The following is an 8,449-nucleotide window of genomic DNA, read 5'->3' on the forward strand; positions in this document are numbered from 1 at the left end:
GCGCGTGCCGTCGGCGCTGAGAGCGATGCCGTCGGAGCCGGTCTCGTAGTGCGTGGGCTCGCCGCCCGCGGGGCGGACCATGAAGGGCTCGCCCTCGATGACCGGAAGGAACCGCTCGTCCGGGAGCGTCGAGGGATGCCCGGCCAGTCGCCGCCAGGAGCGGCCGGTGGCGAGGTCGACCACGATGATGCCGTTGGAGCCGCCCGAGTCGGTGATGAAGGCCATGCCTTCGGCGCCGCGCCGCAGGTCGAAGCGCACGTCGTTGGGGTAGCTGTTCGCCGGCACCACCTCGGGCGGGAAGAGGATCTTCCGTACGATCCGGTCCGTGCGCAGGTCGACCGCCACGAGCTTGGGACCGCCGTAGGAGGACCCGGCGAACCCCGGGCTTCCGGTGTCGAGGATCCACAGCCGGTCGGCCGGGTCGACGACGACGCTCTGCACCGACTGGAAGTGCCCGGCCAGGTCTGAGGCGTCCTCGCGGTTCACCTCGGCGTCGGGGTAGGCCACCGGCTTCCCGCCCCGCAGCTCGGCGACGGTGAACGGGACGTCGTCGCCCCAGCGGGGAAAGTTGACGAAGACCCGGCCGCGGCGCGAGACGGTGACACCCGTCGGCATCGCGCCCCAGAAGCGGGCAACGACCTCGTAGTGACCGGCAGTTGAACCGGAAGGGGAGGCGGAGGCGTAGGCGGGACCGGCGAGTTGGGTGGCGGCCAGCGACACGGTGGTCGCCGTAAGGAACGTACGTCGTTTCATGGAAGCGTCTCCTGTGGGTCAAGTCGCCGGAAAGCGCTGCGAGTTGCCGCAGCACCTCGGCGCGTGGGGGGATTGGCCGGACGTTGCCGTGGCCGGTCAAGGACAGTGCCCACCAGCCGCTCTCGGGGAGTCGGCTTCGCCCGTGTGGTCAGGGCCAGCCGGAGCCCACCTGGACGGCAGGTACCTCGTGCGTTCCTGCGACCTGAAGCTGTCCGCCAAGGACATCGCCTGCGGCTGCCGCCAACTCCTGGAAGGGGAACGGGGCCAAATGGCCGGTGGACCTGGTGCTCTCAGGTCTGCCGGGCTGCCGGCCGGGTCTTCGCGACCATGGTGCGGTCCCCGAAGGTGACCATCGCGTGGATGGGTATGGTGCTGGCGCGCATGAGCGCGCCGAGGCCCCGGCGGCCCTGTTGGCGGGCGAGCTTCGGCCCCAGGGTGGTCATCAGGGCGGTGAGGGCCGGCATCGGACGCCCGAAGAGCGTGATCTCCTTGATCTGTGCCTCGTCGTCGAGCCGCAGCAACTGCACCTCCTCGAACGACTGGGACCCCACCCGCGCCCGGTAGACCAGCGCGTACACGTCGCCCTCGCCGGCCTGAGTGTGGTAGCGGACGTCCTTGACCGCCGTGAACGCCGAGGTCAGGAAGTCACGCAGCTGGTCAGATCCCTCGAAGCGGAACTGCTCGGTGAGCGGCGAGCTGAGCACGACGTCACGGCTCAGGCACGCGACCGCGGCGTCGACGTCACCGCGTTCCTCGGCGGAGCGCCAGCTCGCGACGGTGGCGGCGGCGGAGTGCAGGGTCTCGGACATAAGTCTCTCCCGGTATCAGCGGCGCGATGGGATGTGCGGGTGCCGACGTGCTTGGTGGACGGGGTTTGCGGGTGGCGGGTGTCAGCCGGTGAGCTTGTTCATCGTGCGGATCTGCTTGTCCAGGACCCAGGCGGGAACGAAACGGAGCATGCGTGCGCGTCCGGCCATGGGACCGGCGGCGTAGCGCAGTTTCGGCTTGGTGTCGGTGGCGGCCGTGACGATCGCCTTGGCGACCACGGCGGGGTCGTCACCGCTCTTGATCGCCTCCGTCATCAGGCGGTCGAAGACGTGCCGCTGGTCGGCGTAGGTCTGCAGGGGGGTGTCGGGCTTGGCGCTGTTGGCCTCGAATCCGGTGTTGGTGTACGCGGGTTCGACGAGGAGCGAGCGGACGCCGTACTGGCGGACCTCGTGGTCCAGGGACTGGGAGTAGCCCTCGATCGCGTGCTTGGACGCACCGTAGACGGCCATGTAGGGGGCGGGGATGAACCCCTGCACTGACGAGAGGTTGATGATGCGTCCGCGTCCCCGGGAGCGCATGTGCGGCAGGACCTCTCTCACCATGCGCATGACCCCGAAGACGTTGATGTCGAAGACGCCCTGGGCCTGCGCGAGTGAGGTTTCCTCGGCCGCGCCTATCGAGCCGACGCCGGCGTTGTTGACCAGGACGTCGATCCGCCCGAACCGCTCGATCACCTGCTGGACCACGGCGGTGACCGACTTGTCACTGACCACGTCGAGGTCGAGGAACGTCACGCCCTGGAGCGGGGTGACGCGTGAGGTGTCGCGGCCCGTGCCGGCCACCTCGAAACCCGCCGCGACCAGCGCGAGCGCGGTCTGCTTGCCGATGCCGGAGGACGCGCCCGTCACGAGGGCCACCGGCCGATTTGTCGTCATCATGCACTCCCGAGCTCGCTTGAGAAACCGATCGGTTTCTCCTTGGCCTCACTGTAAACCGGTCGGTTTCCAATGCGCAAGCTCAAGCACGGAACTGACCCCGGGCCACGCCACCGGCCGGCTTCAGATTGAGCTGACCGGCACCCGCCGGCATGGCGGCACACGCCGGATGAGCAGGCAGGAGAGACGCGACAGCACCACCCCCGCGCCTTGATCGCGAGTTCGCGCTCAAGGGCTGCTACGGCACCTCTGCCGAGGCGATTGCCAAGCGTGTCGGTGTCACGCAGCCGTACCTCTTCCGAATCTTCCCGGGCGAGAAGGCGATCGCCGCCGCCTTGACGCGGAGCACGGAAGAACGTCCGCCTGGCGTTCGAGAGGTGGCCAGGAAGAGGGGCACGAGCGGGCCTCCCGCGCCATGGGCAGCCCGATGACGATCAATTACACGCGGCCGATCCCGGCACACCCCGAAACGCTCCAGATGCGGATGCAGGGATACACCGTCGCGGCAGCCACCAGGCGGTAGAAGCCCTCGGCGGTGTCCGGTGAGACGGGCACGAGCCCGATGCCGATGCCGATGCCGCCGATGATCACTGACGGGGCGCAGTACTCGATTCCGGGGAATGCGCCCACCGCGCGAATACGGACAGTGACTGCGGACGAGAGACCAGACACTTAGCGGGCAGGAGATCGCGCGTTACGACCTGTCCGAGGACGCCTCCGCCGAGACCGCGATGGTCTTCGGCGAGTTGTACCGCAACGGCACCGAGTGGAAGTTCCGCGCGGTCGGCCAGGGGTACGCCTCCGGTCTGGCCGGGATCGCCTCCGACTTCGGCGTCAGCGTCTGACCCAGGCCGGCGCGCGCTGCCGGGCCTCTCCTCTCAGGGAGCGGGTCCGGTGACCGACCCACCTGGAGACCATGTGGCCGAGCCGACGCGCCTCCGCCCGGAGGACCGACCGGACTTCGACGCGACACTGCGGCCGGCGATGAGCAGCGCCGGCATCGGAGAGGCCCCGCTCGCCGGCCCCACCGGACCGACTGCGGTCCGTGTGCGGAAGCGGGCCCTCGACGCCGCCGACGAGATCACGGCGGTGACGACGAGGGAGTACGCCGCCCACCTCGCCCTGCGGGTGGCTGCCCGGCGCCGCCCGACGGGCCCGTCGACGAGCCGCGGCACCCTGCTGCCGGCGCTCGCCGTGCTCACGCCGGTCGTCGGCACGGTGTCCGCCGCGGCCCTGCTCGTGCTCGGTTACTCACTTACTCACTCCAGCTCACCGACGCCGTAGGCGCCTTGCCGACGTCACGGGTGACCGCCGGCTGGGTGCTGGCACTCGTCGCGGTGCTGAGCGCTGCCGTGGCCCTTGCGGCCCCGCCGCGGACAGCGATGAGTGAGCACGGCGGCCCGCCGGCCCCAGAGCGGGTGGAGCAGGCCCGGCTGTCCTGGCAACGAACCCTGCTGGACCGGGGGATGGTGCCCCACCTGCGCCGCCACGTTGCCGCGGGCCCGTTCCCCGGTACGGCGGAGGCATCTCCCCCCGTCATGCGCACTCGCCCCCACCGCCCGCCCCGCCCGCCGGCCCTCCCCAAGGGACAGCACCCCGCATCCGGACTGAGCGAACTGGCCGTCGTCCTCATCGTCGGCACAGCCGTCCTCGCCGCCAAGAAGCTCCCGTCTTGCGCCGCCACGACCTCACCCCCGGCCCTGCAACGCATCACCGAGATCGTCCACGAGGCCGCCGGCGGGTGGGCCCGACGCCTTCCTCCAGTCCGCGTCGGCGCGGGGCATCACGCCCCGCCCCAGGGCGTCTCGTCCGAGGAGAAGTTACCTGCCCGCCTCACCGGCGCGGACCGGCGGCTCTGATCCCTCTGCTCCGGACCCAAGCGCCTGAACTACACGGGACAGGCGCAGGTTCCGGCTGCTGAACCCACGTCCCGGCTTCGGTCCGACCTGGCGGAGACGAGCCATCACATCGCCGTCACCTCAGGCACCGGCGTGACCGGCTACGACGACGCGCTGAACAAGGACCTGGCACCACTGGGGGTCACCGCCCAGGCCGGCGGGCTCGACGCCGGCAACGACATGGTCGTCACACTCAACGCGCTGTCCGTGATCCTCACGCTGACGCTCGTCGCCGTCGCCGCACTCGGCGTGCTCAACGGCGTGCTGCTCGACACCCGCGAGCGCGTCCGGGAGATCGGTGTCCGCAAGGCGCTCGGCATGACCCCCCGGCAGGCCGTCGCGATGGTCCTCACCTCGGTCGTCGTGACCGGAGTGGTCGCGGGCGCTCCGGGCGTACCCCTCGGCCTGGCCGTGCGGCTGGGTCCTCCCCGCGATGGGCGACAGTGTGGGACTCCGCCTCCCCCGTTCCGCCATCGCCGTCTACCACGCGGCCGATCTGCTCCCGCTCGCACTCGGCGGCCTGCTCATCGCCACCATGGGCGCACTCCTGCCCGCCGGCTGGGCCGCCAAGGCCCGAACCGCCACGGCCCTGCGCACCGAACAGGAGGTCAGGTTCCGAGCTCGCGCCTCCGGCCCTCACCACAACAAGCGGCAGGAGCCGGTTGGCTGATTCCCTCCCCTCCGCATGCTTCCGGGGGCGTGATGCCGGACACTCCTGTATAGGGGTCGGCGTATTCCGCGCGGGCCACGGTGAAGGTGTTCGGCGTGCTCGATGTCCCGCTCTGGCTGTGGGTGGCGTTCGCCGCGACGGTGGTCGTGTCGCTGGCGGTGGACCTGCTGTCCCACCGCACCGCGCACGTCATCGGCTTCAGGGAGGCAGCCGCCTGGAGCGGCCTGTGGGTGAGCCTCGCGCTGATCTTCGGCGTGGTCGTCTTCCTCGTACTCGGTGCCACTGCCGGCACCGAGTACACGACAGCCTGGCTGCTGGAGAAGAGTCTGTCGGTCGACAACCTCTTCGTCTTCGCCGTGATCTTCGCCTACTTCAAGGTGCCCCGCGCCTATCAGCACCGCGTGCTGTTCTTCGGTGTCATCGGCGCCCTCGTCTTCCGCGGGATCTTCCTCTCCCTCGGTGTGGCCGTGGTCAGCCGCTTCACCGCGGTGCTGTTCGCCTTCGCGGCGGTCCTCTTCTACAGCACCTACAAACTCCTCAAGGACGAGCAGGAGAGCTTCGACCCGGGCAGCAGCTTTGCCGTACGGCTGCTCCGCAAGATCATCCCCGTGCGGGACGAGTACGCCGGGGCGAAGTTCTTCGTCAAGGAAGCCGGCAAACGGACGGCCACCCCGCTGCTCGCCGTGGTCGCCGCGATCGAGGCCGCCGACCTGATCTTCGCCGTCGACAGTGTCCCGGCCGTCCTCGCGGTCAGCGACGACGCCTTCATCGTCTACACCAGCAACGCGTTCGCCATCCTCGGCCTGAGGGCCCTCTACTTCATGCTCGCCGGCCTCCTGGACCGCTTCCACTACCTCAACAAGGGGCTGGCGATCATTCTCGCCTTCATCGGCGTCAAGCTCATCCTCCAGGCATCCCACAAGTTGATCAGCCCCGGCATCCCGGAAATCCCCTCACCGATCAGTCTCGCGGTCATCGTCCTCGTCCTGACAGGGTCCGTGGTGCTCAGCCTCAGAAGGCCCGCCCCGACAGGCGTTGCGGACCAGACCGACGAACAGGAGGGCGCCTCCGGGACCACCGAGCAGGCGGCACCACTTCCCGACGGGCCGGTACGGGCATATCGTAAAGATATGGTCAAGCTAAAGCGTAAGCCCGAAACGCACACGTGTCCGACCTGCAAGAATCCCGTGCCGGTCGCAGTCCACCGCCACAAGACCCTCGGCGTCTTCGTTCCCGTATGGGGTCCGGGTGCATGCCAAAACCGAGACTGTCCCGACTTTCGGTTGGACCCCAGGCACAAGCGCCCCCAGGCCCGGTAGCAAAATCAGCAGCGCGGCGGTGCACTGCCGACCGCGCAGCACCAGAGTTGCCTGTGGGACGAGCGGGCCACGAGGGGTTTCACCGCAACGTCAGGTTCTCGTAAGTCCGCCCCTCCCCTGTCGCACGCCCACAGGCTGCGACCACGGGTCCGACCCGAACACGGCCGGACCCGTCGAGAGGACTTCCCGGAAACGGCTGGAATGACTGGCGATCCAACTTTGCACTATGCAATTATCGAGTGGGAGGCCGCCGACGGCCGATTGCCGTTCGGCGCTCAGGAGTGATACCGGCAGAGTTTCGCCACACGGACGCCACCGGCCGTCGGGGGCCTCCCCTTGCGCGAGCCGCCATGAATGCCCCGGGGAGTGCTGTGTCTTCTGCCCCCGCTGATCACGTGCGTACCCGATCCGCAGGAGCTGCGACAACAAGTCGGCGCGGCGCAGCAGCGGTTCGACCACTTCCTGCCTGACGTGTACCCGTTGCCCTGCGGCCTGCGGGCTCCCGACAGCAGCCTCGCCGTGTCGGCGGGAGCACGCTGGGAAACCGTCTGAATCATCACGACGTGCAGCCATCCCGCGCACCTCCTCGCAGTACGGACCCCGCGAATCCCACCCGGCGGCCGAGTCTCGGAGTCGGGCGCACGGCCTGTGGTTGCCCGCTGCTCCTGGGACACCTGGTACCCGTAAAGGAGACAGCTGATCCTTCCCGGGGGCTGCGCTGTCCCGCCGAACGACGGCTGCTCGGATCAGCAGGGCGGCAAGCCATGATCGCGGGTCCCGGCGGCGACGATTCGGCGGCCGTCAGCTGCAGCCCGTGCACCTCGGTGCGAAGCTGAATCGGTCATCCCTGCCCCGTCGCCCTCGATCATCAGCACCGTGCCGAAGCCTGCGCGACATCTCGGATCGCCGTCCGGCACGATCCGCTCACTGGCCCCCGCCGTCCCCGCCGACACAACAAGATCGTCGGCCAGAAGCTCACCTTCGCTCCGGTCCTCTGCCCCATACACAGACCGCCCCGGACCAGCTGATGTCCCTTTTTCGCGCCATGACCGGACGGCCGGTCGAAGGATCCTGCTGAGGAAGGCTTCAACAGGTCGGCCGAGAGCCATACTTGCCCTTGCGGGGGACCATCCCGCGGTGGCTTGGCGCAGGAGAGGCAGCAAAACGGTGAGCAGTGACAGCCAGGGAGTGAGGAAGGCCGAGGTACGGCTCAAGTGGGATCCGAGTCGCTGGAACGAGCCGCCTCACCATCTCGACATCATCGCCACGACCTACTCGACGGATGCCCTCCATGGGCGGCCTGTGTACGTCGTCCACTTCGACAGCCGCTCACCGGACGGCACCATCAACATGAGCCGGCACAGCCAGACCGGTCAGGGCTTCGGCTACGTCGAGGTGATGACCCTGGAGCTCGATCGTCTCGCTTCCTCCTTCGCACGGGTGGTCGTAGGCGTCGCGATCCACCAGAACAGCGGCCCCAAGACATTCGGCGAACTGTCGAACGCCGGAATACTGGTCGTCGACGGGTACAAGGAGCTTCTGAAGTACGACTTCGCGCACGTCTCCGGATCCACCGCACTGACGGTCGCCGAGTTCACCCGCAACGCCTCCGGAACCTGGGAGTTCCACGAGATGCTGCGCGGGTTCGACAGCGACCCCGAGGTCTTCACCACGGAGATGGGCTGCGCCCCACAACCCTGACCGGGGGAACAGCGCAGAGATGTACGGCGCCGCAGTCGTCCCGATCGTCCCATGCCGGCCGACTGGTATGCCGGTGAGGGCGGATATGAGGAGCGCCTCAGCAACTGCGGGGCCTGGCGGTCCACGAGCCGGGCCGAGCGGCTTTCCAAGTCCTGGATCTGCCCGGTGAGCTGCCCGGTGAGCTGCCCGACCAGGTGGGGCCCGCCGCCTCGGCCCGCGCCGTGTTGAACCAACTGGTTGGCAGCCAGTGGATCACCTCGGCAGTCTCTCCGGTAACGTCGGAATATGAGTCATCCGCATCCCGAACTGAAAGCCGCCCCTCCCCTGCCTGAAGGAGGGCTGAGGGTGACCGCCCTGGGCGGTCTTGGTGAAATCGGCCGCAACATGACCGTCTTCGAGCATGCA

The 8,449-nt window shown here is 68.8% G+C and carries 8 protein-coding genes and 4 pseudogenes; 8 read left to right on the top strand and 4 right to left on the bottom strand.

What is annotated here, in order from left to right:
* From RB628_RS38330 to RB628_RS38340, 3 genes are all read right to left on the bottom strand, one after another.
* The coding region (locus RB628_RS38330) for an L-dopachrome tautomerase-related protein (RefSeq protein ID WP_318325273.1) at positions 1-753 on the bottom strand (753 nt) is incomplete at its 3' end.
* 290 nt (positions 754-1,043) lie between these two features.
* Positions 1,044-1,562, bottom strand: coding sequence for a nuclear transport factor 2 family protein (locus tag RB628_RS38335; RefSeq protein ID WP_318325274.1), 519 nt, complete (start codon positions 1,560-1,562; stop codon positions 1,044-1,046).
* An 81-nt stretch (positions 1,563-1,643) separates the two neighbouring features.
* Entirely contained in the window at positions 1,644-2,456 is an 813-nt protein-coding gene (locus tag RB628_RS38340) for an oxidoreductase (protein WP_318325279.1), read from the bottom strand.
* Between the two features lie 227 nt (positions 2,457-2,683).
* Here RB628_RS38340 and RB628_RS42810 point away from each other — a divergent pair.
* Positions 2,684-2,887, top strand: a pseudogene (locus tag RB628_RS42810) (hypothetical protein); the annotation flags it as partial.
* Between the two features lie 7 nt (positions 2,888-2,894).
* Here the strand turns inward: RB628_RS42810 and RB628_RS38350 are convergent.
* Positions 2,895-3,086, bottom strand: coding sequence for a hypothetical protein (locus RB628_RS38350; RefSeq protein ID WP_318325275.1), 192 nt, complete (start codon positions 3,084-3,086; stop codon positions 2,895-2,897).
* A gap of 53 nt (positions 3,087-3,139) precedes the next feature.
* Here RB628_RS38350 and RB628_RS38355 point away from each other — a divergent pair.
* The 7 genes and pseudogenes from RB628_RS38355 to RB628_RS38385 form a co-directional block, all read left to right on the top strand.
* Positions 3,140-3,301 (top strand): annotated as a pseudogene (locus RB628_RS38355) (TerD family protein); the annotation flags it as partial.
* A 49-nt stretch (positions 3,302-3,350) separates the two neighbouring features.
* Positions 3,351-3,740, top strand: coding sequence for a hypothetical protein (locus tag RB628_RS38360; RefSeq protein WP_318325276.1), 390 nt, complete (start codon positions 3,351-3,353; stop codon positions 3,738-3,740).
* A gap of 5 nt (positions 3,741-3,745) precedes the next feature.
* The gene (locus RB628_RS38365) at positions 3,746-4,315 is read left to right on the top strand and encodes a hypothetical protein (protein ID WP_318325277.1); all 570 of its coding nucleotides are present in this window, start codon (positions 3,746-3,748) and stop codon (positions 4,313-4,315) included.
* A gap of 219 nt (positions 4,316-4,534) precedes the next feature.
* Positions 4,535-4,708: pseudogene (locus tag RB628_RS38370) on the top strand (FtsX-like permease family protein); the annotation flags it as partial.
* Positions 4,709-4,787: 79 nt separating this feature from the next.
* The gene (locus RB628_RS38375; RefSeq protein WP_318325280.1) at positions 4,788-5,024 is read left to right on the top strand and encodes a hypothetical protein; all 237 of its coding nucleotides are present in this window, start codon (positions 4,788-4,790) and stop codon (positions 5,022-5,024) included.
* 95 nt (positions 5,025-5,119) lie between these two features.
* Positions 5,120-6,056, top strand: a pseudogene (locus RB628_RS38380) (TerC family protein); the annotation flags it as partial.
* Between the two features lie 1,454 nt (positions 6,057-7,510).
* The gene (locus RB628_RS38385; protein ID WP_318325278.1) at positions 7,511-8,044 is read left to right on the top strand and encodes a TerD family protein; all 534 of its coding nucleotides are present in this window, start codon (positions 7,511-7,513) and stop codon (positions 8,042-8,044) included.
* Positions 8,045-8,449 lie beyond the last annotated feature (405 nt).

The sequence above is a fragment of the Streptomyces sp. ADMS genome (assembly GCF_033441795.1).
Taxonomy (GTDB): Bacteria; Actinomycetota; Actinomycetes; order Streptomycetales; family Streptomycetaceae; genus Streptomyces.